Source organism: Pseudomonas sp. JH-2 (genome assembly GCF_036231725.1).
Lineage (GTDB): Bacteria > Pseudomonadota > Gammaproteobacteria > Pseudomonadales > Pseudomonadaceae > Pseudomonas > Pseudomonas delhiensis.
In genome coordinates this window covers 32799-56470 of the sequence record NZ_JAZAQP010000025.1, presented here as the reverse complement: position 1 = coordinate 56470, position 23672 = coordinate 32799, and the positions used below count along the sequence as shown (strand labels likewise).

Below are 23672 nucleotides of genomic sequence, written 5' to 3'. Positions count from 1 at the left end.
GGGGCGGTCCTTACTTGTTGCGCCAGTTCGGTTCGCGTTTCTCCAGGAAGGCGTTGACGCCCTCGCGGGTGTCGTCGGCGTCGAACAGGTCGACGAAGCGCTCGCGCTCCTCCGGCAGCCAGGTGTTCGGGCCGCGCTCGCGGGCGCCCTGGATCAGCGGTTTGATGGTGCGCACTGCCACCGGGCTCTGCCGCGCCACCTTGGCCGCCAGCAGCAGGGCGGTGCCGCGCGCCTCGCCGCTGTCCACCACCTGTTCCACCAGGCCGATGCGCAGGGCGGTGTCGGCGTCCACCCGCTCGCCGCAGAGGATCATGCGCTTGGCCCAGCCTTCGCCCACCAGCCAGGCCAGCGCCTGGGTGCCGCCGGCGCAGGGCAGCAGGCCCACCGCGGCCTCGGGCAGGGCCATCTGGGCATGGCGCTCGGCGATGCGGATGTCGCAGGCCAGGGCGCATTCCAGGCCGCCGCCCATGGCGTAGCCGTTGACCGCGGCGATGGACACGCCGCGGAAGTCGCGCAGGGCCTCGAAGGCTTCGCCGAAGCGCCGGGCCATCTCGCGGGCGCGGGCCTTGTCGCCGTCGGCGAACATGTTCAGGTCGGCGCCGGCGGAGAAGAACTTCGGCCCCTGGCCGGTGATCACCAGGGCGTAGATGTCGTCGTCGCGGTTGAGGTGCTCGATGAGCTGGCGCAGACCGATCAGCGAGTCGCGGTCCCAGGTGTTGGCCGGCGGGTGGTTGATGGTGATGAGCGCGGTGTGGCCGTGCTTCTCCACGGTGAGCTTGTGGGTCAGGTCGAAGTGGCCGGGCTTGTAGGGTTCGACGGCGGTGCTCATGGGGTTCTCCTTGGCAGGGCGCGGGCCGTGGCCGGCGCCGGGGTATGCGGGGACTCTAGGGGGCCCGGGCCCGGGCGTCCATGTCCGTTGCGTTCGGATTGGACCGCGTGGCCGGGCGTTTTTTCCATTTATCTGCGCGGTGCTTTTCGTGGCATGGGTATCGCTTCGCTCGACCCATCCTACGGGGCTGCACGTCTTGTCGTAGGAGCGGACTCCGTCCGCGATGGCCACGGCGCGGTGCCGATCGCGGATGAATCCGCTCCTACGAAGATCAAAGGCGCTACAGCAAACGGTCGAGCATGCCGCCCTGGTCCAGCAGGCGGCGCGCGACTATCACCCGCATGATCTCGTTGGTGCCTTCGAGGATCTGGTGCACGCGGCTGTCGCGCACCCAGCGCTCCAGCGGGTAGTCGTTGAGGTAGCCGTAGCCGCCGTGCAACTGCAGGGCCTCGTTGCACAGGGCGAAGCAGCGGTCGGTGGCGAAGCGCTTGGCCATGGCGCAGTACAGCGTCGCCTCGGCGTCCTTGTGGTCCAGCTTGTGCGCGGCCAGGCGCACCATCTGGCGGCTGGCGGTGAGGTCGGTGAGCATGTCGGCCAGCTTGAACTGCAGGGCCTGGAACTCGGCCAGGGCCTTGCCGAACTGCTTGCGTTCCTCGACGTAGCGCAGCGACTGTTCCAGCGCCGCCTGGGCCGCGCCCAGGGAGCAGCTGGCGATGTTCAGGCGGCCGCCGTCCAGGCCCTTCATGGCGTAGACGAAGCCCTGGCCCTCGGGGCCGATGCGGTTGCCCGCCGGGATGCGCACGCCCTCGAAGGTGATGGTGCGGGTGGGCTGGGCCTTCCAGCCCATCTTGTCTTCGTTGCGGCCGTAGCGGATGCCTTCGGCGTTGGCCGGCACCAGGAAGCAGGAGATGCCCTTGGCGCCGTCCGCGCCGGTGCGCGCCATGACGATCAGCACGTCGGTGGAGCCGGCGCCGGAGATGAAGGTCTTGGCGCCGTCCAGCACGTACTCCTCGCCGTCGCGGCGGGCGCGGGTGCGCAGGTGCGCGGCGTCGGAGCCGGCGTCCGGCTCGGTGAGGCAGTAGGAGGCCAGCGACTCGCCGCCGATCAGCCCGGGCAGCCACTGCTCCTTGAGCGCGGCGTCGCCGAAGCTGGCGAGCATCCAGGTGGCCATGTTGTGGATGGTGATGTAGGCGGTGGTGGCCACGCAGCCGGCGGCCAGTTGCTCGAAGATCAGCGATGCGGACAGCCGCGACAGGCCCAGGCCGCCGTCGTCCTCGCCGATGTACAGGCCCAGGTAGCCCTGCTCGGCGGCGCGGCGGATGACGTCCACCGGGAAGTGGTGCTCGCGGTCCCAGTCCGCGGCGTTCGGCGCCAACTCGTGGCGGGCGAAGGCCCTGGCGCTTTCCACCAGCAGGCGCTGTTCTTCGCTGAGATCGAATTCCATGGAGCTTCCTCGGTTTGTTCTTGTGAAGTGGGACAGCCTGCCACGGTTATAGCGCGAGCCGGGCCCCGCTGTGGATTGACGATCTTGCCCCGGGGATGGACGATCTTGGCATTGGATCGACTTCATCGAGGTACTCGTCCGCATGTCCGGCAGCCCGCTTCTCTCGGCCTGGCCCCTGCCGCAGCAGGGCGTCCGCTTCATCACCCCGCCGCGCCTGCGCCGCGCCCTGGCGCGGCACCCGCTGGGCCAGGCCTGCTACCCGCTGGCGCTGGGCTATTACCCGGCCGCCGCCGGGCACCGCATGGAGCGCCAGGCGCCGGACGACCACCTGCTGATCTACTGCAGCGCCGGGGAGGGCTGGCTGGAGACGGCGGATGGACGATTCGAGGTGCTCGCCGGCGACCTGCTGGTGCTGCCCCGGGGCCGCGTGCATGCCTATGGCGCGGCGGTCGAGCGGCCCTGGTCGATCTACTGGGTGCACCTGGACGGCGCCCTGGCCGAGGAGTTCCTGCGTCCGCTGGGTTCCTCGCCACGCCTGCGGGTGGGCGTGCAGCCGCGCCTGCGCGGGGAGTTCGACGCGCTGCTGGCGCTGCGCCGCCAGGGCCTGAGCCTGCCGCACTTCATCCATGCCGCGCACCTGCTGCAGGCCCTGCTGACCTCCCTGGCGCTGCGCCCGGTGCGGGCGCGGCTGAAGTCCGGCGCGGTGCTGGACATCGAGGCGGTGCAGGCGCTGATGCGCGAGCACCTGGACAGCAGCCTCAACCTTGACGAGCTGGCCGCGCAGTTCCGCCTGTCGCGCTTCCATTTCGCCAAGACCTACCGCGCGCTGACCGGCCAGGCGCCGATCCAGGACTTCATCCGGCTGAAGATGGCCCACGCCTGCCGCCTGCTCGACCAGGGCCACCTGGAAGTGCGCCAGGTGGCCGAGCAGCTCGGCTACGCCGACGCCTATTACTTCTCGCGGCTGTTCAAGCGGGTGGTGGGGATGGCGCCCAGTCACTACCGGGCGCTGCACCAGGGGTAGGGCGGCTCAGCGGCCGGCCAGCAGGCGCTGCCAGAGCTTCACTTCTTCTGCCAATTGCTTGCGCAGCTGGGGGATCGGCTGCTGCAGCGCCGGGCAGGCCTGCGCCAGGCGGCGGAACGCCGGCAGCTCGGCCAGGGCGTCGCCGGCCAGGGCCGGGTCGCGCAGCTGCTCGGCCACCTGCACCAGGTCGGCGAGGTCGGCCGGGCCGTTGTGCTCGCGGGTCCAGCGGGTGCGCTGGCGGGCGCACTCGATGGTCAGGGTGGGCAGCTTCCAGACGGTCATGATGACCACGCCGATGTCGCCGGACAGCTGCTCGCACAGGCGCTGCAGCGACTCGGCGTCACGCGGGTAGTCCGGCCAGCGCTCCAGCTCGGCCAGCAGCGGCAGGCTGCCGACGTCCTGCAGCAGGCCGGCGAGGATGGCGTCGTCGGCCTCGGCCACCCGGCCGTGCTGGGCCAGCAGGGCGCTGTAGGCGGCGCGCTCGCGGGCGGCGTTCCAGCGCGCGCGGAACATCTGCTGGAGGATGCGCTCCTTGCCGATGTAGAGGTTGCGCAGGGAGAAGCCCAGCACCAGGTTGCCCAGGCGCCGGGTGCCCAGGCGCGCCAAAACGTCGCGCAGCGAGGCGCAGGGGCGCGCGCCGCGCAGCAGCGGGCTCTCGGCGAACTGCATGAGGTAGGCGGCCAGCGGCGGGTCGGCGTTGATCACCCGCGCCAGCTGCTCCAGCGAAGTGCGTGCATCGCCCAGCAGGCGGCGCACGCGCAGGTGCGCCTCGGGCATCTGCGGCACCTTGGCCTCGCCCTTGAGGAAACGGTTGTACAGCGCGAAGCGCACGGCGTCGGCAGGGGGGATGGCAGGGGAGCTTTCCGAGGGATCCATGGACTATGCCGCATTGACAAGGGGCGGGAGCTTTTCTTAGGGTGCGGCGGCCATGTTCCATCAGGTGTCCCATGACCGAGAGCGACGATCGTATCAAACTGGAAGAGAGCTGGAAGAGTGCTCTGCGCGAGGAGTTCGACAAGCCGTACATGCGCGAGCTGGGCGAATTCCTGCGCAGGGAGAAGGCCGCCGGCAAGGTGATCTACCCGCCGGGCCCGCTGATCTTCAACGCGCTCAACTCCACCCCCCTGGACAAGGTCAAGGTGGTGATCATCGGCCAGGACCCCTATCACGGTCCCGGCCAGGCCCACGGCCTGTGCTTCTCGGTGCAGCCGGGGGTGCCGGCTCCGCCGTCGCTGCAGAACATCTACAAGGAGTTGCAGCGCGACCTGAACATCCCCATTCCCAACCACGGCTACCTGCAGCACTGGGCGGAGCAGGGCGTGCTGCTGCTCAACACCTCGCTGACGGTGGAGCACTCCCGCGCCGGCTCCCATGCCCAGGCCGGCTGGCAGCATTTCACCGACCGGGTGATCGAGGTGGTCAACGAGCGCTGCGACGGCGTGGTCTTCCTGCTCTGGGGCTCCCACGCGCAGAGCAAGCAGAAGCTGATCGACCCGCGCAAGCACCTGATCCTCAAGTCCGCCCACCCGTCGCCGCTGTCGGCCTACCGCGGCTTCCTCGGCAACGGGCACTTCAGCCGGACCAACAAGTTCCTCGAGCAGAACGGCAAGACGCCGATCGACTGGGCGTTGCCGGAGGTTTGAGGGGGCTGCCGGGGAACACCGGTGTCCGATGGCGGATAACGCCGTAGGCGTTATGCGCCCTACGAGCGTGCCACCGGGTGGTTCCGTGTGGAGGGGGCAATCGACCGTAGGGCGAATAACCGTTCGCGGTTATCCGCCGTTGGCCGTGCCATCGGGGTGTCCGGCGTGGCCGGAGAATCCAATCGCGGACGGAGTCCGCTCCTACAATTCCAGGGAAGCACGGTCGTAGGAGCGGACTCTGTCCGCGATCGGCTTGAAACCCGCGCTGCGCTCAGCCCTCCGGCAGCGTGTAGCGCTCGGCGAAGTACTGGCGGAAGAACTCCACCGCCACCCGCACCTTGGCCGAGCTGGCCAGGGGCGAGGCGTGCACCGCCCAGATGTCCGCCGCCTGCTGGTATTCGGGCAGCACCTGCACCAGGCGCCCGTCGGCCAGGCTGTCGTGCACGTCCCACCAGGAGCGCAGCAGCACGCCGCGGCCGTCCAGGCACCACTGGTGCACCACCTCGCCGTGGTTGGACGACAGCGGCCCGGTGACCTTCACGCTTTCCTCGCCGTTCGGGCCTTCCAGGTGCCAGATGCCGAAGGGGTGGTCGCGCTCCTTGATCACCAGGCAGTCGTGGCTGGTCAGCTCGGCCAGGCTGCGCGGCGTGCCGCGCCTTTCCAGGTATTCCGGGGCCGCGCAGAGCACCCGGCGGTTGCGCGCCAGGGGCTTGGCGATGAGGTTGGCGGCGATCTCGTTGCCCACGCGGATGTCCAGGTCCACGCCCTCGGCCAGCAGGTCCACCAGGCGGTCGTGGACGTCCAGGCGGATGTCCAGCTGCGGGTAGCGCGCCGCCAGTTCCGACAGCGCCGGGGCGACGAAGCGCCGGCCCAGGCCCAGGCTGCTGGCGATGCGCAGCTGGCCGCTGGGTTCGCGGTGCAGCGCCGAGACCTCGTCGCCCATGCGCTGCACCGAGTCGAGGATGCGCAGCGCCCAGTGGTAGACGCGTTCGCCGTCCTCGCTCACCGACACCCGCCGGGTGGTACGGTGCAGCAGGCGTACGCCGAGGTTCTGCTCCAGCAGGCGGATACGCTTGCTGATGAAGGCGGTGGACATGCCCAGCTCGCCGGCGGCGGCGGCGAAGCTCGCGCGCCTGGCGACCTGGACGAAGACGGCGAGGTCTTCCAGGTTCGGCAGATTGTTCACGATTCGTGTCTTAAGAATCCATGGATGGCGGGATTATGTTTTCTATTGGCGCTTATAGCATGGGCAGCACGCTTTCCCTACACCCAACAAGCCCTGATACCAACCAGCCCTGATACCAACAAGAGTGTGCCCAGCATGAGCAAGACCTATCGCATCGCCGCCATCGCCGGCGACGGCATCGGCAACGAAGTCCTTCCCGAAGGCCTGCGCGTCGTCCAGGCGGCCGCGGCCAGGCACGGCCTGGCGCTGGAGTTCGAGCACTTCGAGTGGGCCAGCTGCGACTACTACCTGCAGCACGGCAAGATGATGCCCGACGACTGGTTCGAGCAGCTCAAGGGCTTCGACGCCCTGTACTTCGGCGCCGTCGGCTGGCCGGACAAGGTGCCGGACCACATCTCCCTGTGGGGCTCGCTGCTGAAGTTCCGCCGCGAGTTCGACCAGTACGTGAACATCCGCCCAGTGCGCCTGTTCCCCGGCGTGCCGTGCCCGCTGGCCAACAAGCAGCCCGGCGACATCGACTTCGTGGTGATCCGCGAGAACACCGAGGGCGAGTATTCCTCCCTGGGCGGGCGCATGTTCGAGGGCACCGAGAACGAGTTCGTGCTGCAGGAGTCGGTGTTCACCCGCCGCGGCGTCGACCGCATCCTCAAGTACGCCTTCGACCTGGCCCAGACCCGCGAGCGCAAGCGCCTGACCTCGGCCACCAAGTCCAACGGCATGGCCGTGAGCATGCCCTACTGGGACGAGCGCACCGCGGCCATGGCTGCCGGGTACCCGGACATCACCTGGGACAAGCAGCACATCGACATCCTCTGCGCGCGCTTCGTGCTGCAGCCGGAGCGCTTCGACGTGGTGGTGGCCTCCAACCTGTTCGGCGACATCCTCTCCGACCTCGGCCCGGCCTGCGCCGGCACCATCGGCATCGCGCCCTCGGCCAACCTCAACCCCGAGCGCCGCTTCCCCTCGCTGTTCGAGCCGGTGCACGGCTCGGCGCCGGACATCTACGGCCAGAACATCGCCAACCCCATCGCCATGATCTGGTCCGGCGCGCTGATGCTGGACTTCCTCGGCCAGGGCGACGCGCGCTACCGCGCCGCCCACGACGACATCCTCGCGGCCATCGAGCAGGTCATCGCCGCGGGCGAGGTGACCCGCGACATGGGCGGCCAGCGCTCCACCCAGCAAGTGGGCGAGGCCATCGCCGCGCGCGTCGCCGGCTGAGTGCGCCCTGGCGGCCCGCCGCGCGACGGACGCGGGCCGCCGATCATCCGGAAAGCCGCGTGAGACCTGCGCCTCAGGCTTGCAGGCAAGAGGAGTTACAGGCAAACTGTTAACCATTGGATTTTAGTTAACTTAAGGTTAACAGAAAGGAGAACAAGCCCAGCCGAACGAAATAACCCTTCCCTCCCACAGACGGGATTTGCCTACCCGCGGGCGGGGAGACTTCCATTGCTCCAGGAGTCGATTGATGTCGCACAAGAACAAAAAGATTGATGTGTTCCTGATAACCGTAAGCCTTGTCGCCGTGCTGCTCACCGTGGTCGGCCTGGCCGCCTTCCCGGAACAGTCCGGGCAGCTGGCCAACACCCTGTTCGAACTCTCCACCCGTACCTTCGGCACCAGCGTGCAGCTGCTGGTGTTCGGCAGTTCCCTGGTGGTGCTGTACCTGGCCTTCAGCAAGTACGGCAACATCCGCCTGGGGAGCGGCAAGCCGGAATACTCCACCGCCACCTGGGTGTTCATGTTCATCTGCGCCGGCATGGGTTCCTCGACCCTGTACTGGGGCGTGATGGAGTGGGCCTACTACTACCAGACCCCCGGCCTGAACATGGTCCCCGAGTCGGCCCAGGCGCTGGAATACAGCGTCAGCTACTCGTTCTTCCACTGGGGCATCAGCGCCTGGTCGATCTACGCGCTGGCCTCGCTGGCCATGGCCTACCACTTCCACGTGCGCAAGAAGAGCGGCCTGAACCTGGCCTCCATCGTCGAGGCCGTCACCGGCTTCAAGGCCACGGGGCCCGTGGGGCGCGCGGTGGACCTGATCTTCCTGCTGACCATGATGGGCGCGCTCACCGTGTCCCTGGCGCTGACCGCCTCGACGCTTACCCGCGGCCTCTCCGGCCTGGTCGGCACGCCCGACACCTTCATGGTGCAGCTGATGGTGATCGGCGTGATCGCCGTACTCTTCTCGCTCAGCTCCTACATCGGCATCGACGGCGGCCTGCAGCACCTGAGCAAGATGGTCTGCTACGGCGCCCTGGTGTTCGCCGCGGTGGTGCTGCTGGTCGGCCCGACGCAGTTCACCATCAACAACACGGCCAATTCCATCGGCCTGATGATCCAGAACTACGTGCACATGAGCCTGTTCACCGACCCGGCGGGGGATGGCGCCTTCACCCGCAACTGGACGGTGTTCTACTGGCTCTGGTGGGTGTCCTACGCGCCCGGCGTGGCCATGTTCGTGACCCGCGTGTCGCGCGGCCGGCAGATCAAGGAAGTGGTGTTCGCCCTGCTGATGGGCGGCAGCTTCGGTTGCTGGTTCTTCTTCGGCGCGCTGGAAAGCTACAGCATGCACCAGTTCATCAGCGGCGCCATCGACGTGCCGAAGATCCTCAGCGAGCACGGCGGCGAGAGCGCGGTGGAAGCGCTGCTGGCGGCCCTGCCGATGGGCAAGGCGTTCCTCGCCGTGTACCTGTTCATCATGGCGGTGTTCTGCGCCTCGCACATGGACGCCGCGGCCTACGCGGTGGCCGCCACCAGCACCCGCAACCTGCAGGAAGGCGACGACCCGACGCCGACCCACCGGCTGTTCTGGTGCGTGACCCTGACCCTGGTGCCGCTGGCCATGCTCTTCGCCAAGGCCTCGCTGTCGACCATGAAGACGGCCGTGGTGCTCACCGCGATCCCGTTCATGGCGATCCTGCTGGTGAAGATCTACGGCTTCCTCAAGTGGATGGTGCAGGACTACGGCCAGATGCCGGCGCACCTGATCGAGGAAGAGGCCACCCGCCTGGCCGGCGAGGAACCCCACGCCGAGCCGCAACCGGTGGCCGCCGCGGCGCCCGCGCAGTAAGCGATACGGCCCGCCTCCCGAGCGGAGGCGGGCACCTTGCGGCAAATTTTTTTGCCCGGCTTGTTAACCAGTAGATATCCGTTAACCAATAAGTAAAAAGCACGGCTACGCCCGTGCCCGACACCGGAGACCAACCGATGAACGACTTCCAACGCCTGCCAGCCGACTTCTGCACCAACCACGAAGAAGCCTTTACCATCCCCGCGCACTTCTACACCAGCAAGGCGGTGTACGAGCACGAGAAGGAAGCCATCTTCGCCCGCAGCTGGATCTGCGTGGGGCACCGCAGCGAAGTGGCGGAGAACAACGCGTACATCACCCGCGAGGTGATCGGCGAAAGCATCATCGTCGTGCGTGGCCGCGACGGCGTGCTGCGCGCCTTCTACAACGTCTGTCCGCACCGCGGCCACCAGCTGCTGGAAGGCAGCGGCAAGGCCAAGAACGTCATCGCCTGCCCGTACCACGCCTGGACCTTCAAGCTCGACGGCGAGCTGACCCACGTGCGCAACTGCGACGCCGTGCAGGGTTTCGACAAGGGCGACTACGGCCTGGTGCCGCTGCGTGTCGAGGAATACGCCGGCTTCATCTTCATCAACATGGACAACGATGCCGGCAGCGTCGAGGACCAACTGCCGGGCCTCCAGGCGCGCATGCGCCAGGCCTGCGCGGTGATCGACGACCTGCAGCTGGCGGCGCGCTTCGTCACCACCACCCCGGCCAACTGGAAGTCCATCGTCGACAACTACATGGAGTGCTACCACTGCGGCCCGGCGCACCCCAGCTTCGCCGACTCGGTGGACGTCGGCCAGTACGGCCATACCCTGCACGGCAACTGGTCGCTGCAGTACGGCATCGCCAAGTCCTCGGAGCAGTCGTTCAAGGTCGACGAGTCGGTCACCGACCCGTCCTTCGCCGGCTTCTGGGCCTGGCCCTGCACCATGTTCAACGTGCCGCCGGGCGCCAACTTCATGACCGTGATCTACGAGTTCCCGGTGGACGCCGAGACCACCCTGCAGCACTACGACATCTACTTCCTCAACAAGGAACTGACCGAGGAACAGAAGGTGCTGGTGGAGTGGTACCGCGACGTGTTCCGCCCCGAGGACCTGCGCCTGGTGGAAAGCGTGCAGAAGGGCCTGAAGTCCCGCGGCTACCGCGGCCAGGGCCGGATCATGGTGGACAAGCAGCGCAGCGGCATCAGCGAGCACGGCATCGCCCACTTCCACAACCTGATCGCCGTCGCCCACCTGGACGCCTGAGGCCGACCGCCGCCGGCCCGTGCGGCCGGCGGCGGCGCCTGGAGAGACTTGCGTGAAACTCAACGATTCGAAACTGTTCCGCCAGCAGGCCTACATCGCCGGCGCCTGGTGCGACGCCGACGACGGCCGCACCGTCGCGGTGACCGACCCGGCCACCGGCGAACTGCTGGGCCAGGTGCCGCTGATGGGCGGCGCCGAGACCGTCCGCGCCATCGAGGCCGCCGACGCCGCCCTGGAAGGCTGGCGCGCGAAGACCGCCAAGGAGCGCGCCCAGGTGCTGCGCCGCTGGTTCGAGCTGCTGCTGGAAAACGAGGACGACCTGGCCCGGCTGATGACCTTCGAGCAGGGCAAGCCGCTGCACGAGGCCCTGGGCGAAATCCGCTACGCCGCCTCCTTCGTCGAGTGGTTCGCCGAGGAAGGCAAGCGCATCTACGGCGACGTCATCCCCAGCCCGAGCAACGACAAGCGCCTGCTGGTGATCAAGCAGGGCATCGGCGTGTGCGCGGCCATCACCCCGTGGAACTTCCCGGCGGCCATGATCACCCGCAAGGTCGCCCCGGCCCTGGCTGCCGGCTGCAGCGTGGTGCTCAAGCCGGCCAACGAGACGCCGTTCAGCGCCTTGGCGCTGGTCGAGCTGGCCGAGCGCGCCGGGCTGCCGGCGGGGCTGCTGAGTATCGTCACCGGCGACGCCGTGGCCATAGGCGCGCAGCTCACCGGCCACCCGCTGGTGCGCAAACTGACCTTCACCGGCTCGACCCCGGTGGGCCGCCTGCTGATGGGGCAGTGCGCCGAGACCATCAAGAAGGTCTCCCTGGAACTGGGCGGCAATGCCCCCTTCATCGTCTTCGACGACGCCGACATCGAGGCGGCGGTGGAAGGCGCGCTGGTCGCCAAGTACCGCAACGCCGGGCAGACCTGCGTGTGCGTCAACCGCTTCTACGTGCACGACGCGGTGTACGAGCGCTTCGCCGCCCGCTTCGTCGAGCGCGTGCGCGAGCTGAAGGTCGGCCACGGCGGCGCCGAGGGCACCCAGGTCGGCCCGCTGATCAGCGACAAGGCGGTGGCCAAGGTGCGCAGCCTGATCGACGACGCCGTCGGCAAGGGCGCCGAGCTGGTTCTGGGCGGCCGCAGCCACGAACTGGGCGGCGGCTTCTTCGAGCCCACGGTGCTGGCCGGCATCCGCCCGGGCATGGCGCTGCTGGAAGAGGAAATCTTCGGCCCGGTGGCGGCGCTGGTGCGCTTCTCCACCGACGCCGAGGTGATCGAGCTGGCCAACGCCACCCAGTACGGCCTGGCCGCCTACTTCTACAGCCGCGACCTCGGCCGCGTGTTCAAGGTCGCCGAGCGCCTGGAGTACGGCATGGTGGGCATCAACACCGGGCTGATCTCCAACGAGGTGGCGCCGTTTGGCGGGGTGAAGCAGTCCGGCCTGGGCCGCGAAGGCTCGAAGTACGGCATCGAGGACTATCTGGAAATCAAGTACCTGTGCCTCGCCGTCTGAGCGGGCAACGGGTTCCGGCGCGCGGCAGGGCCTGCCGCGCGCCGATGCAGTCGAGGTGAATGATGGCCAACAAATACGAGATGTTCAGCGTCCGCGTCAGCGCGGTGGAACAGGCGACGCCGCTGATCAAGCGCTTTACCCTGGTGCGCGAGGACGGCCAGCCGATGCCGGCCTTCAGCGGCGGCAGCCACGTGATCGTGCAGGACGCCGAAGGTGGCACCTTCAGCAACGCCTACTCGCTGATGAGCGACCCGCGCGACCTCAGCCACTACCAGATCGGCGTGCGCCTGGAAGAGCAGTCCAGGGGCGGCTCGGCCTTCATGCACCAGCAGGTGGAGGTCGGCACCCGGCTGACCATCTCCACCCCGAACAACCTGTTCGCCCTGGACCCCGGCGCCGGCCGCCACGTGCTGATCGCCGGCGGCATCGGCATCACCCCGTTCCTGGCCCAGCTGCACGACCTGGAAGGCGGCGCCACGCCTTATGAACTGCACTACGCGTTCCGCAGCCCGGAGCATGGCGCGTTCCAGGCCGAGCTGGAGCAGGGCCCGCACGCCGAACACGTGCGCTTCTACATCGACAGCCTGGCGCGCAAGCTCGACCTGGCGGCGCTGTTCGCCGGCCTGGCCGAGGATGCACATGTATACGTGTGCGGGCCCAAGCCGCTGATCGACGCGGTGATCGCAGGCGCGAAAGCGGCCGGCATCGGCGATGAGCGCGTGCACTGGGAACAGTTCGCCGCCGCCCCGGCCGAAGGCGCCGCCTTCACCGTGGTGCTGGCCCGCTCCGGCCGCGAACTGCGGGTGGAGGAGGGCATGACCATCCTCCAGGCCATCGAGAACGTGAAGGCGGCCAAGGTCGAGTGCCTGTGCCGCGAGGGCGTCTGCGGCACCTGCGAGACGGCCATCCTCGAAGGCGAGGCGGAGCATTTCGACCAGTACCTGAGCGACGACGAAAAGGCCTCGCAGCAGAGCCTGATGTTGTGCGTCTCCCGCTCGCGCACGCCGCGGCTGGTGATCGATCTCTGACACCGAGAAACGCGCGCCTTGCGCGCGAATCGCGGGCAGGGCCCGCTCCTACGGATTGGTCTTGCATCGTGACCCTGTAGGAGCGGACCTTGTCCGCGAATAATGTTTACCGGCGGCACCGTGCCGCGGATTGACGCCGTCCCCTCTCCCCAACCCTCTCCCGCAAGCGGGAGAGGGGGTTGTCCGGCATGAGTGCGTAGTTCAGCTTCAACCTGTAGGAGCGCGCCTTGCGCGCGAATCGCGGGCAGGGCCCGCTCCTACAGGTGGGTATGGCGTAGGAGCGGACTCCGTCCGCGAAGGGCGTTCACCGGCGGCACCGTGCCGCGGATTGACGCCGTCCCCTCTCCCCAACCCTCTCCCGCAAGCGGGAGAGGGGGCTGTCCGGCATGAATGCGTAGTTCAGCTTCAACCTGTAGGAGCGCGCCCTGCGCGCGAATCGCGGGCAAGGCCCGCTCCTACAGGTGGGGCATAGCGTAGGACTCCGTCCGCGATAGCCGGCCTCAATGCCGGATCATGATGTGCCGCGCCACCGTGTAGTCCTCCAGCCCGTACATCGACAGGTCCTTGCCGTAGCCGGACTGCTTGAAGCCGCCGTGGGGCATCTCGCTGCACAGCATGAAGTGGGTGTTGACCCAGGTGCAGCCGTACTGCAGCCGCGCCGCCACCCGCGAGGCGCGGCCGACGTCGCGGGTCCACACCGAGCTGGCCAGGCCGTACTCGGAGTCGTTGGCCCAGCGGATGGCCTGTTCGACGTCGCTGAACGGGGTCACCGAGACCACCGGGCCGAACACCTCGTTGCGCACGATTTCGTCGTCCTGCTGGGCGTTGGCTACCACCGTCGGCTGGTAGAAGAAGCCCTGGCCGGCCACCGCGCTGCCGCCGGTGGCGATGCGGATGTGCGGGCTGGCCTTGGCCCGTTCGACGAAGCCGGACACGCGCTCGCGCTGCTGGGCGGTGATCAGCGGGCCCAGTTCGGTGGCCGGGTCGTCCTGCAGGCCGGTCTTGAGGTTGGACACGGCGCTGGCCAGGTCGGCGACGAAGTTGTCGTAGATCTTCCTGCCGGCGTAGATGCGGCAGGCCGCTGTGCAGTCCTGCCCGGCGTTGTAGAAGCCGAAGGTACGGATGCCCTCGACCACGTCGGCCAGGTCGGCGTCGTCGAAGACGATCACCGGGGCCTTGCCGCCCAGCTCCATGTGCAGGCGCTTCACGCTGTCGGCGGCGCTGCGGATGATGCTCTTGCCGGTGCCCACCGAGCCGGTCAGCGAGACCATGCGCACCAGCGCGTGGCTGACCAGCGGGCTGCCCACCGTGGGGCCGCGGCCGAACACCAGGTTGACCACCCCGGCGGGGAACAGCTCGGCGATGAACTCGGCCAGGCGCAGGGCGGTCAGCGGCGTCTGCTCCGAGGGCTTGAGCACCACGCAGTTGCCGGCGGCCAGGGCCGGGCCGAGCTTCCAGGCGGCCATCATCAGCGGGTAGTTCCAGGGCGCGATGGAGGCGATCACCCCCACCGGGTCGCGGCGGATCATCGAGGTGAAGCCGGGCAGGTACTCGCCGGCCGCCGAGCCGGGCAGGCAGCGGCAGGCGCCGGCGAAGAAGCGGAACACGTCGGCGATCGCCGGGATCTCGTCGTTCAGCGCGGCGGCGTAGGGCTTGCCGCAGTTCTGCGATTCCAGGCGCGCCAGTTCCTCGGCGTGCTCCTCGATCCGGTCGGCCAGGCGCAGCAACAGCAGCGCGCGGTCCTTCGGGGTGCTCTGCGACCAGCCGTCGAAGGCCGCGTCGGCGGCGCGCACGGCGGCGTCCACCTGGGCCTCGCTGGCCTCGGCTATCCGGCCCAGCACCTCGCCGGTGGAGGGGTTGAGGATGTCCAGCTTCTCGCCTTCGCCGGCGACGAACTGGCCATTGATCAGCAGTTTGCTTTGCATGGCGGGCTCCTCTGGTTCGGTGGCTGCTTCCCCGCCGGGCGGGGGCCTGTTCACTTGCCGCCGCCGGCCACGTCGCTGGTGCCGCGGGTCAGGTAGTAGGCACTGAGGATCGGCAGCATGGTCGCCAGCATCACCAGCATGGCCACCACGTTGGTGATGGGCACGTCGCGCGGGCGGGTGAGCTGGTTCAGCAGCCACAGCGGCAGGGTGCGCTCGTGGCCGGCGGTGAAGGTGGTGACGATGATCTCGTCGAAGGACAGCGCGAAGGCCAGCATGCCGCCGGCCAGCAGGGCGGTGGCGATGTTCGGCAGCACCACGTAGCGGAAGGTCTGCCAGCCGTCGGCGCCCAGGTCCATGGACGCCTCGATCAGGCTGAACGAGGTGCGGCGGAAACGCGCTATCACGTTGTTGTAGACGATCACCACGCAGAAGGTGGCGTGGCCGATGACGATGGTCAGGAAGCCCGGCTCGATGCCGAGGGTCTTGAACGCCGACAGCAGGGCGATGCCGGTGATGATGCCGGGCAGGGCGATGGGCAGGATCAGCATCAGCGAGATGCCTTCCTTGCCGAAGAAGTCCCTGCGGTACAGCGCCCCGGCGGCGAGCGTGCCGAGCACCATGGCCACCAGGGTGGCGACGCAGGCGATCTTCACCGACAGCCAGATCGCCTCCAGCACGTCGCCGCGCTGGGCCACCTCGGCGAACCAGCGCAGGGTGAAGCCCTGCAGCGGGAAGCTGTAGGCCGACTCCTCGGTGTTGAAGGCGTACAGCAGGATCACCAGGATCGGGAAGTGCAGGAACACCAGCCCGCCCCAGGCGGCCAGGCGCAGGGGCCAGGAAGCTCGCTCAGAGTGCATCGAAGGCCCCCAGCCGCTTGGCGATGGACAGGTAGATGGCGATCAGCACTATGGGCACCAGGGTGAAGGCCGCGGCCAGCGGCATGTTGCCGATGGAGCCCTGCTGCACGTAGACCATGGTGCCGATGAACAGCCCGCTGGGGCCGACCAGCTGCGGGATGATGAAGTCGCCCAGGGTCAGGCTGAAGGTGAAGATCGAGCCGGCCACCACGCCGGGGAAGGCCAGCGGCAGTATCACCTGCGCGAAGGTCTGCCGCGGCCGCGCGCCCAGGTCGGCGCTGGCCTGCAGCAGCGACGGCGGCAGGCGCTCCAGGGCGGCCTGGATCGGCAGGATCATGAACGGCAGCCAGATGTAGGTGAACACCCAGAAGCGCCCCAGGTGCGAGGTGGACAGGGTGTTGCCGCCCACGCCCGGCACGTCCAGCAGCAGGTTCAGCGGCCCCAGCAGGTGCAGCTTCTCGATGATCCAGTAGAGGATGCCGCCCTTGGCCAGGATCACCGTCCAGGCGTAGGCCTTGACGATGTAGCTGGCCCACATCGGCAGCATCACCGCGATATAGAAGAAGGCCTTCTCCTTGGGCCCGGCGAAACGCGCCATGTAGTAGGCGATGGGGAAGGCCAGCACGGCGCTGGCCAGGGACACCGCCACGGCCATGCCCAGGGTGCGCAGCACGATGTCGTAGTTGGCCGGGTTGAACAGCGCCTTGTAGTTGGCCAGGGTCAGCTCCGGCGTCACCGCCATGGTGAAGTCGTCGAAGGTGTAGAAGCTCTGCCACAGCAGGGCGAACAGCGAGCCGACGTAGATCACCCCGAACCACAGCAGCGGCGGGATCAGCAGCATCAGCAGGTAGAGGTTGCCGCGCCGGTAGAGGAAGCTGGAGACCGCGCGCATCATGGCAGCGGCTCCTCGCGCAGCGGCACCAGCGCACTGCGCGCCCAGCAGGCGCTGACCGCCTCGCCGGGCTGCGGGCGCAGCTCCTCGCGCTCGCCGTTGGGCAGCGCGGCCACCAGCCGGCCGCCGTCGTCCAGGGCGATCTCATAGCGGCTGGCGGCGCCCAGGTACTGCACGTCCACCAGGGTGCCGGCGACCTGCAGCTCGCCCTCGCGCGCCTGGCCGAAGCGCACGTGCTCCGGCCGCAGCGACCAGGCCCCGGCCTCGCCGAGCAGGCGCCGGGCGAGGTCGCCGCGCAGCACGTTGGCGGTGCCGACGAACTCGGCGACGAAGGGCGTGGCCGGCTTCATGTACAGGTTGCGCGGGGTGTCCACCTGCTCGATGCGGCCCTTGTTGAACACCGCCACGCGGTCGGACATGGACAGCGCTTCGCCCTGGTCGTGGGTGACGAAAATGAAGGTGATGCCCAGCTGGCGCTGCAGCTTCTTCAGCTCGCTCTGCATCTGCTCGCGCAGCTTCAGGTCCAGCGCGCCCAGGGGCTCGTCCAGCAGCAGCACGCGCGGGCGGTTCACCAGGGCCCGGGCCAGGGCCACGCGCTGGCGCTGGCCGCCGGACAGCTGCGCCGGCTTGCGGCTGCCGTAGTTGGCCAGGGCGACCATGTTCAAGGCCTCTTCGGCACGCTTCAGGCGCTCTGCCTTGGCCACGCCCTTGACCTTCAGCCCATAGGCGACGTTGTCCAGCACGTTCATGTGCGGGAACAGCGCGTAGTCCTGGAACACCGTGTTCACGTCGCGCTCGTAGGGCGGCAGCCCGGCGGCTTCCTGGCCATGGATGCGGATGGAGCCGGAGGAGGGCTGCTCGAACCCGGCGATCAGCCGCAGGCAGGTGGTCTTGCCCGAGCCCGAGGGACCGAGCATGGAGAAGAACTCGCCATCGCGGATCTCGATGGACACCCGGTCGACGGCTTTCACCTCGCCGTAGTGGCGGCTCACCTCGGTGAACTGGACGGCTGTGGTCATGGCGCTACCCGCGTGGCTGGTGTGCTCTAACAGGGTAGTGCATGGGGGAGCGCCGGGCTGGATCCAGATGTAGGGCGTACAACCGTTCGCGGTTGTACGCCGTTACACCCAGGGTCGAACCCGAGTGGGCCGGTAACCAAGGCTACGGTTGCCGGGGGCTTCTGTGCGAGGCGAGATCCCCTCTCCCTGAAGGGAGAGGGGACCGTTCGGAGTGCGCGGATGTTCTTGAGTTAGCCGGACACGCCGGTGGTTTCAGGTTGAAGCCATTCCTCCTCTCGGCACGGACAAGCCCCCTCTCCCTTCAGGGCGGGGCGCGCAGCCGAGGGCTGGGGAGAGGGTGCTCTTGATCCTGGCGCCGAAGCCACCGGCAAACCCCGTTCGCGAGCAAGCTCGCTCCTACGAAAAGCCGGAGCGCTACCTGCCGCCCATGATCGCGATGTAATCCTGCGTCCAGCGGCTATAGGGCACGTACTTCCCGCCCTCGGCCTGCGGCGTCTTCCAGAAGGCGATGCGCTCGAACTGGTCGTAGCCGTTGGTGGCGCAGCCCTGGGCGCCGAGCAGCTGGCTTTCCTTGCAGCCGGCCGGCACCGCCGGCACCGAGCCGAACCAGGCGGCGACGTCGCCCTGCACCTTGGGCTCCAGCGACCAGTTCAGCCACTTGTAGGCGCAGTTCGGGTGCTTGGCGTCGACGTGCAGCATGGTGGTGTCGGCCCAGCCGGTGACGCCCTCGGCGGGGATGGTCGAGGCGATCGGCTGCTTCTCGCCCTGCAGGGCGTTGACCTGGTAGGGCCAGGAGCCGGAGGCGGCCACGCCCTCGTTCTTGAAGTCGCTCATCTGCACGGTCGCGTCGTGCCAGTAGCGGTGGATCAGCGCGTGCTGGGCGCGCAGCAGCTTGAGCACCGCGGCGTACTGGTCCTCGGTGAGCTGGTACGGGTCCTGGATGCCCAGGGAGGGTTCGGTGGCCTTGAGGTAGAGCGCGGCGTCGGCGATGTAGATGGGCCCGTCATAGGCCTGCACGCGGCCCTTGTTGCTCTTGCCGTCGGGCAGTTGCTGTTCCTTGAACACCACGCTCCAGCTTTTCGGCGCCTTGGGGAAGACCTTGGTGCTGTACATCAGCACGTTGGGCCCCCACTGGTAGGGCGTGCCGTAGTGCTTGCCGGCGACGGTGTGCCAGGGCGCGTCCTGCAGGCGTGGGTCGACGTTCTTCCAGTTGGGGATCCGGCTGACGTCGATCGGCTGCACGCGCTTGCCGTAGACCAGGCGCAGCGAGGCGTCGCCGGAGGCGGTGACCAGGTCGTAGCCGCCCTTGGCCATCAGGCTGACCATCTCGTCGGAGGTGGCCGCGGTCTTCACGTTGACCTTGCAGCCGGTCTCCTTCTCGAAGGGCGTCACCCAGTCGTAGTTCTTGTCGCTCTCACCGCGCTCGATGTAGCCGGGCCAGGCGATGATGTCGAGGGCGCCCTCGGGCGCGCCGCTCTGGGCGGCCTGCGAGGCGGCGCTGGCCAGGGCGCAGACGCCGGCGAAGGCCAGGGGGGCGAATTTCGGGGAAGGCATGGTCGGACTCCTGTAAGGGGGTAGGAGCCTCTGCGGCCGTACCGCACCGCGGGCGGGGCACCTGGGCGACAGCATCATGTCATGGCAGATCGACATCTCTGGCAGCCTAGTCGCGCCCTGCGGGGGCTACAAGCCCACGGCCGCCGTTCCGGCTAAGCATAGGCCCAAGTCCGGCGGGCCGGTTGCCGCCGCTGGCCTAGACTGACCCGGTTGGCGCCAAACGGGGCGGTGCCGGCCCGTTGCCCGCGCCGGCTGCACCAAGTTGGCGCACCAGGGCTGGGCGTGTTTTGCAAGTCATTGAAGCAAAAGGCTTTGTTTCGATGGCACGGGGCTTGCGATGGCAAGAGTACTGGTGGCGACAAGGAGTTCGGCATGTCCCGCACTTTCTACGATGAGATGTATGACGCGAATGGCCAGTGCCGGGCGCACTACCGCGAATTCGCCCGCTGGCTGGCGGCGGCACCGCCGGAGACACTGGAGCAGCGCCGGCGCGAGGCCGACCTGCTGTTCCACCGCGCCGGCATCACCTTCACCCTCTATGGCGACGAGCAGGGCACCGAGCGCCTGATCCCGTTCGACACCATCCCGCGCAGCATTCCCATGAGCGAATGGCGCGTGGTGGAGCGCGGCTGCATCCAGCGGGTGCGGGCGCTGAATATGTTCCTCGCCGATCTCTACCACGAGCAGCGCATCATCAAGGCCGGGGTGGTCCCGGCGGAGCAGGTGCTGACCAACGAGGGCTACCAGATCGCCATGCAGGGCCTGGACCTGCACCGCGACCTCTACGCCCATATCGCCGGCGTCGACCTGGTGCGCGACGCCGACGGCAGCTACTACGTGCTGGAGGACAACCTGCGCACCCCCAGCGGCGTGAGCTACATGCTCGAGGACCGCAAGATGATGATGCGGCTGTTCCCCGAGCTGTTCGCCGCGCAGCGCATCGCCCCCATCGACCACTACCCGAACCTGCTGCTGGAGACTCTGCGCAGCTCCAGCCCGCTGGACAACCCCAGCGTGGTGGTGCTGACCCCGGGGCGCTTCAACAGCGCCTACTTCGAGCACGCCTTCCTGGCCCGCGAGATGGGCGTGGAGCTGGTGGAGGGCGCCGACCTGTTCGTCCGCGACGAGCGCGTGTACATGCGCACCACCGCCGGCCCGCGCCCGGTGGACGTGATCTACCGGCGCCTGGACGACGCCTTCCTCGACCCCCTGGCCTTCAACCCCGAGTCGATGCTCGGCGTGCCCGGCCTGCTGGCGGCCTACCGCGCCGGCAACGTGGTGCTGGCCAACGCCATCGGCACCGGGGTGGCCGACGACAAGTCGATCTACCCCTACGTCGGCGACATGGTGCGCTTCTACCTGTCCGAGGAACCCATCCTGAAGAACGTACCCACCTGGCAGTGCCGCAAGCCCCAGGACCTGTCCCACGTGCTGGCGCACCTGCCGGAACTGGTGGTCAAGGAAACCCAGGGCTCCGGCGGCTACGGCATGCTGGTGGGCCCCGCGGCCAGCAACCAGGAGATCGAGGCCTTCCGCGAACGCATCAAGGCCCGCCCGCACGCCTACATCGCCCAGCCGACGCTGTGCCTGTCGACCTGCCCGACCTACGTCGACAGCGGCATCGCCCCGCGGCACATCGACCTGCGGCCCTTCGTGCTGTCCGGCCGCGAGACGCGCCTGGTGCCCGGCGGGCTGACCCGCGTGGCGCTGCGCGAGGGCTCGCTGGTCGTCAATTCGTCACAGGGTGGCGGTACCAAGGACACCTGGGTGGTGGAGGACTGAGATGCTGAGCCGTACCGCAGCCGACCTGTACTGGATGTCCCGCTACCTGGAGCGCGCGGAGAACCTCGCGCGCATGCTCGACGTGAGCTACTCGCTGTCGCTGATGCCGCCGGACGACCGCGGCGGCGGCGCCGACGAGCTGGCCATGCCGCTGCTGATCACCGGCACCATGGACGACTACCTGGAGCGCCACGGGAAGATGCAGCCCGAGCGCATGCTGCACTTCTTCGCCCTCGACGCCGACAACCCGGCGAGCATCTACCGCTGCCTGCAGGCCGCCCGCGGCAACGCCCACGCGGTGCGCGGGCGGATCACCGCGGACATCTGGGAGAACATCAACGCCACCTGGCTGGAGATGCGCAGCATCGCCCAGCAGGGCCTGGGCCGCTACGGCATCAGCCGCTTCTGCGAATGGGTGAAGGAGCGCTCGTACCTGTTCCGCGGCGCCACCTACGGCACCATCATGCGCGGCGAGGCCTCCAGCTTCATCCGCCTGGGCACCTTCATCGAACGCGCCGACAACACCCTGCGCCTGCTCGACGCCCGCTACGAGCTGCTCGGCGAGGAGGCCGAGGAGGTCAGCGACACCTCGGCGCGCGGCTACTACCAGTGGAGCGCGCTGCTGCGCGCCCTGTCGTCCTTCGAAGCCTACAACGAGATCTACCGTGGCTCGCCCGATGCCCGCCACGTGTCCGAACTGCTGCTCCTGCGTGCCGAGGTGCCCCGTTCCCTGCAAGCCTGCGTGGAGGAACTGGACGGCATCCTATCCACCCTGCCCGGCGACAACGGCCGGCCGGCGCAGCGCCTGGCCGCCGAGCTGGCCGCGCGCCTGCGCTACACGGCGATCGACGAGATCCTCGGCGACGGCCTGCACGCCTGGCTCACCGACTTCATCCTGCTGGTCCGCCAACTGGCCCGGGCAATCCACAGTTCCTATCTGGAGGCCGTATGAAACTCGCCATCAGCCACGACACCACCTACCGCTACGACGACCCGGTGCGCGCCAGCATCCAGTACCTGCGCCTGACGCCCCAGGAAAGCGAGCGCCAGCACGTGCTCAGCTGGGAGCTCACGCTGCCGCGCCCGGCCCGCGCCCAGCGCGACCCCTACGGCAACGTGCTGCACGTGCTGAGCATCGACGAACCCCACGAGGCCGTGGTGATCCGCGCCCGCGGCCTGGTGGAGATCGACGAGAGCCGCGAGGCCGAGCACGATGCCCAGTCGCCGCTGCCGTTCCTGCGCCACACCCGCCTGACCACCCCCGACGACGCCCTGCGCGCCTTCGCCCTGGCGCAGTGCGGCGAGGCCCGCGACCGCGCGGCGCTGATCAGGCTGATGCACGCCCTGCACGCGCAGATGCCGTTCCAGCCGGGCTCCACCGGGGTGGAAAGCACCGCCGCCGAGGCCTTCGCCGGTGGCGCCGGGGTCTGCCAGGACCACACCCATGCCTTCCTCGCCTGCGCGCGCAGCCTGGGCATCCCGGCGCGCTTCGTCTCCGGCTACCTGTACCGCGGCAGCGACCAGGACCTGGCCAACCACGCCTGGGCCGAGGCCTGGCTGGACGATGCCTGGTACAGCTTCGACGTGACCAACGAACTGGCGCGCCCGGAGCGCCACCTGAAGCTGGCGGTGGGCCTGGACTACCTGGACGCCTGCCCGGTGCGCGGCATGCGCCGCGGCAGCGGCCTGGGCGAGCAGATGCACGCGCGGGTGGTGGCGCCGCTGCTGCGCAGCCAGCAGTGAGCCCGACGGGGCAGGGCGAAGGCGCCCGGTGGTCTAGTATTCCCCGGGCACCCCAGAAGAAGGCCATCCCATGACCTATTGCGTAGCCATGTGCCTGGACGAGGGCCTGGTGTTCGCCTCGGACTCGCGGACCAACGCCGGCATCGACCACATCGCCACCTTCCGCAAGCTGTTCACCTTCGGCGTGCCCGGCGAGCGCCTGATCGTGCTGCAGAGCGCCGGCAACCTGGCCACCTCGCAGTCGGTGGTGAACCTGCTGAAGCAACGCCTGGACGACGCCGCCCAGGCCAACCTGCACAGCGTGCCCACCCTCTACGAGGCCACCGCCCTGGTGGCCGCCACCGTGCGCGAGGTGGTGGCCCGCGACGCCGCGCCCCTGGCCGGCAACACCGACCTGAGCTGCTCCTTCCTGGTCGGCGGGCAGATCGCCGGCGGCCCGCCGGAGCTGTACAGCATCTACCCCCAGGGCAACTTCATCCAGGCCACGGAAGACACGCCCTTCCTGCAGCTGGGCGAGAGCAAGTACGGCAAGCCGATCCTCGACCGCAACCTGGAATTCACCACCAGCCTGGCCGAAGGCCTGCGCTGCGCGCTGGTGTCCTTCGATTCGACGATTCGAAGCAACCTCTCGGTGGGCATGCCACTGGACCTGCTGGTGTACCACCGCGACAGCCTGATCATCCCGGCGGGCTACCGGGTGACGGAGGAGGACGCCTACTACGCGAGCATCCGCAAGCAGTGGTCGGCGGGGCTGCACGAGCTGCTGGCGCAACTGCCGGCGCCGCCACCGGAGTACAACATCTAGCCGGGGGAGGGCTGTGCCACCGGAGGGTTTTGTGTGGCGGGGGGCAATCGCGGACGGAGTCCGCTCCTACGACCGTGCTTCCTGGAACCGTAGGAGCGGACTCTGCCC

At 68.6% G+C, this 23672-nt stretch carries 20 protein-coding genes; 11 read left to right on the top strand and 9 right to left on the bottom strand.

The genetic code is table 11. The annotated features are described in order from the left end of the window. Positions 1-10: 10 nt before the first annotated feature. Both VV867_RS17925 and VV867_RS17920 read right to left on the bottom strand, forming a co-directional pair. A complete protein-coding gene (locus VV867_RS17925) occupies positions 11-829 on the bottom strand; it encodes an enoyl-CoA hydratase (RefSeq protein WP_109935257.1) in 819 nt (272 codons plus the stop codon). A gap of 280 nt (positions 830-1109) precedes the next feature. Further along, positions 1110-2273: an isobutyryl-CoA dehydrogenase gene (locus VV867_RS17920; protein WP_328567153.1), complete on the bottom strand. Its 1164-nt coding sequence runs from the start codon at positions 2271-2273 to the stop codon at positions 1110-1112. Between the two features lie 142 nt (positions 2274-2415). On the opposite strand from VV867_RS17920, the gene VV867_RS17915 reads away from it, so the two are divergent. Then, on the top strand, positions 2416-3297 hold the full coding sequence (locus VV867_RS17915) for an AraC family transcriptional regulator (RefSeq protein WP_328567152.1): 882 nt from the start codon (positions 2416-2418) through the stop codon (positions 3295-3297). A 6-nt stretch (positions 3298-3303) separates the two neighbouring features. On the opposite strand, the gene VV867_RS17910 is transcribed toward VV867_RS17915, so the two are convergent. Beyond that, positions 3304-4173, bottom strand: coding sequence for an HDOD domain-containing protein (locus VV867_RS17910; protein ID WP_177412083.1), 870 nt, complete (start codon positions 4171-4173; stop codon positions 3304-3306). 71 nt (positions 4174-4244) lie between these two features. On the opposite strand from VV867_RS17910, the gene ung reads away from it, so the two are divergent. Further along, complete coding sequence (gene ung, locus VV867_RS17905; RefSeq protein ID WP_109935254.1) at positions 4245-4940, top strand: uracil-DNA glycosylase; 696 nt, start codon at positions 4245-4247, stop codon at positions 4938-4940. 271 nt (positions 4941-5211) lie between these two features. On the opposite strand, the gene VV867_RS17900 is transcribed toward ung, so the two are convergent. Continuing rightward, positions 5212-6126, bottom strand: a complete 915-nt coding sequence (locus VV867_RS17900) for a LysR substrate-binding domain-containing protein (protein WP_109935253.1) — start codon at positions 6124-6126, stop codon at positions 5212-5214. A gap of 135 nt (positions 6127-6261) precedes the next feature. Here VV867_RS17900 and VV867_RS17895 point away from each other — a divergent pair, with 135 nt between their 5' ends. The 5 genes from VV867_RS17895 (at position 6262) to VV867_RS17875 (ending at position 12987) form a co-directional block, all read left to right on the top strand. After that, a complete protein-coding gene (locus tag VV867_RS17895) occupies positions 6262-7347 on the top strand; it encodes a tartrate dehydrogenase (RefSeq protein WP_275626964.1) in 1086 nt (361 codons plus the stop codon). A 247-nt stretch (positions 7348-7594) separates the two neighbouring features. After that, a complete protein-coding gene (locus tag VV867_RS17890; RefSeq protein WP_109935252.1) occupies positions 7595-9199 on the top strand; it encodes a BCCT family transporter in 1605 nt (534 codons plus the stop codon). A gap of 137 nt (positions 9200-9336) precedes the next feature. Next, positions 9337-10458 carry an aromatic ring-hydroxylating oxygenase subunit alpha gene (locus VV867_RS17885; protein ID WP_275626963.1) on the top strand — a complete coding sequence of 374 codons (1122 nt, stop codon included), beginning with the start codon at positions 9337-9339 and terminating at the stop codon, positions 10456-10458. A gap of 52 nt (positions 10459-10510) precedes the next feature. Continuing rightward, positions 10511-11959, top strand: a complete 1449-nt coding sequence (locus tag VV867_RS17880; RefSeq protein ID WP_328567151.1) for an NAD-dependent succinate-semialdehyde dehydrogenase — start codon at positions 10511-10513, stop codon at positions 11957-11959. Between the two features lie 62 nt (positions 11960-12021). Then, on the top strand, positions 12022-12987 hold the full coding sequence (locus VV867_RS17875; protein WP_328567173.1) for a PDR/VanB family oxidoreductase: 966 nt from the start codon (positions 12022-12024) through the stop codon (positions 12985-12987). Positions 12988-13487: 500 nt separating this feature from the next. Here VV867_RS17875 and VV867_RS17870 read toward each other — a convergent pair whose 3' ends face one another. From VV867_RS17870 to ydcS, 5 genes are all read right to left on the bottom strand, one after another. Continuing rightward, on the bottom strand, positions 13488-14912 hold the full coding sequence (locus VV867_RS17870) for a gamma-aminobutyraldehyde dehydrogenase (RefSeq protein ID WP_328567150.1): 1425 nt from the start codon (positions 14910-14912) through the stop codon (positions 13488-13490). Positions 14913-14962: 50 nt separating this feature from the next. Beyond that, the gene (locus VV867_RS17865) at positions 14963-15769 is read right to left on the bottom strand and encodes an ABC transporter permease (RefSeq protein ID WP_328567149.1); all 807 of its coding nucleotides are present in this window, start codon (positions 15767-15769) and stop codon (positions 14963-14965) included. Continuing rightward, entirely contained in the window at positions 15759-16664 is a 906-nt protein-coding gene (locus VV867_RS17860) for an ABC transporter permease (protein ID WP_089391914.1), read from the bottom strand. Before VV867_RS17860 ends, VV867_RS17865 begins: the two co-directional genes overlap by 11 nt. Next, positions 16661-17680, bottom strand: a complete 1020-nt coding sequence (locus VV867_RS17855) for an ABC transporter ATP-binding protein (protein WP_328567148.1) — start codon at positions 17678-17680, stop codon at positions 16661-16663. The genes VV867_RS17860 and VV867_RS17855 overlap by 4 nt, the downstream gene beginning before the upstream one ends. 414 nt (positions 17681-18094) lie before the next feature. After that, a complete protein-coding gene (gene ydcS / locus VV867_RS17850; RefSeq protein WP_328567147.1) occupies positions 18095-19234 on the bottom strand; it encodes a putative ABC transporter substrate-binding protein YdcS in 1140 nt (379 codons plus the stop codon). A gap of 372 nt (positions 19235-19606) precedes the next feature. Between ydcS and VV867_RS17845 the strand changes: the two genes are divergently transcribed. The 4 genes from VV867_RS17845 (at position 19607) to VV867_RS17830 (ending at position 23564) form a co-directional block, all read left to right on the top strand. Next, entirely contained in the window at positions 19607-21016 is a 1410-nt protein-coding gene (locus tag VV867_RS17845) for a circularly permuted type 2 ATP-grasp protein (RefSeq protein WP_109935124.1), read from the top strand. A gap of 1 nt (position 21017) precedes the next feature. Further along, entirely contained in the window at positions 21018-21968 is a 951-nt protein-coding gene (locus tag VV867_RS17840; protein ID WP_089391910.1) for an alpha-E domain-containing protein, read from the top strand. Continuing rightward, on the top strand, positions 21965-22759 hold the full coding sequence (locus VV867_RS17835; protein ID WP_328567146.1) for a transglutaminase family protein: 795 nt from the start codon (positions 21965-21967) through the stop codon (positions 22757-22759). The genes VV867_RS17840 and VV867_RS17835 overlap by 4 nt, the downstream gene beginning before the upstream one ends. A gap of 70 nt (positions 22760-22829) precedes the next feature. Continuing rightward, positions 22830-23564 (top strand): proteasome-type protease, encoded by a 735-nt coding sequence (locus tag VV867_RS17830; protein ID WP_328567145.1) that lies wholly within the window; start codon positions 22830-22832, stop codon positions 23562-23564. The last annotated feature ends 108 nt before the right edge of the window (positions 23565-23672 follow it).